This window comes from Pantoea sp. 18069 (assembly GCF_902706035.1).
Lineage (GTDB): Bacteria > Pseudomonadota > Gammaproteobacteria > Burkholderiales > Burkholderiaceae_C > Comamonas.
Map to the genome: position 1 here is coordinate 1 of NZ_CACSJA010000090.1, position 1159 is coordinate 1159.

The window sequence follows — 1159 nt, forward strand, 5'->3', positions numbered from 1 at the left end:
GGAACACTCTTGCAGAGGCTCAGCAAAAGCTGGCCAAAGCAGGAATGGGTCTGTAGCTCAGCTGGTTAGAGCACTGTGTTGATAACGCAGGGGTCGTTGGTTCGAGCCCAACTAGACCCACCATCTGTTCCGACGTGTAGAGGTTGAAGCGCTTGCTCAATGCCGCTTTGGTTGATCACTGGTTGATTGGCTAGAGCCAAGCAGTGCTAGGCGTGAGCGCGAAGCACACTTCAAGTGTGTGAGCGACGAACAACGACGCAATGCGCCGGCTATAGGCAATCAGAGGGGGATTAGCTCAGCTGGGAGAGCACCTGCTTTGCAAGCAGGGGGTCGTCGGTTCGATCCCGTCATCCTCCACCATTCGGGTTTGTATTTAGAGCATGAAATTTCCATGCTATAATTTTTGACTCAACACAAAAGCAGTCTTCACCAAGACTGCTTTTGTGTTGAATCGTTATCCAACGATTCATCGGCTGTTCTTTAAAAATTCATAGAGTCGAAATCAGAGTTGTTAGCGGAAACTGTACATTCGTAAAGGTTTAGTACAGACCGTGCCGCTAACAACATTTTTGATTGCGTCAAAACAAGATTTAACTTTGTTAAATTTTAAGTAATGACGAATCATTCTCTAAACAACCACTGAGCAATCAGTGGAAGCAAAAAGAATCATTCACATTACGGCATAACGCGCGAGGTGAGAGACCTCGCACAGTCTTTGATACAACCGCGATGTCTTGCAAGAGACGTCAAAGTTATAGGGTCAAGTGACTAAGAGCATGTGGTGGATGCCTTGGCGATTACAGGCGACGAAAGACGTGATAGCCTGCGATAAGCTTCGGGGAGCTGGCAAATAAGCTTTGATCCGGAGATTTCTGAATGGGGAAACCCACCCGCAAGGGTATCGCATACTGAATACATAGGTATGCGAGGCGAACCGAGTGAACTGAAACATCTAAGTAGCTCGAGGAAAAGACATCAACCGAGATTCCGAAAGTAGTGGCGAGCGAAATCGGAACAGCCTTCTAGTGATACCTCGACTGTTAGCAAAGTGGCATGGAAAGGCCAACCATAGTGGGTGATAGTCCCGTATGCGAAAACAGACGAGCGGTACTAAGCTAGAGAAAAGTAGGGCGGGGCACGAGAAACCTTGTCTGAATAT

The 1159-nt window shown here is 47.6% G+C and carries 2 tRNA genes and 1 rRNA gene; all 3 read left to right on the plus strand.

The annotated features are described in order from the left end of the window. Positions 1-46: 46 nt before the first annotated feature. Positions 47-123 (plus strand) — tRNA-Ile (locus GVL12_RS25670). Between the two features lie 161 nt (positions 124-284). Then, positions 285-360 (plus strand) — tRNA-Ala (locus tag GVL12_RS25675). Positions 361-758: 398 nt separating this feature from the next. Next, positions 759-1159 (plus strand): 23S ribosomal RNA (locus tag GVL12_RS25680); the annotation flags it as partial.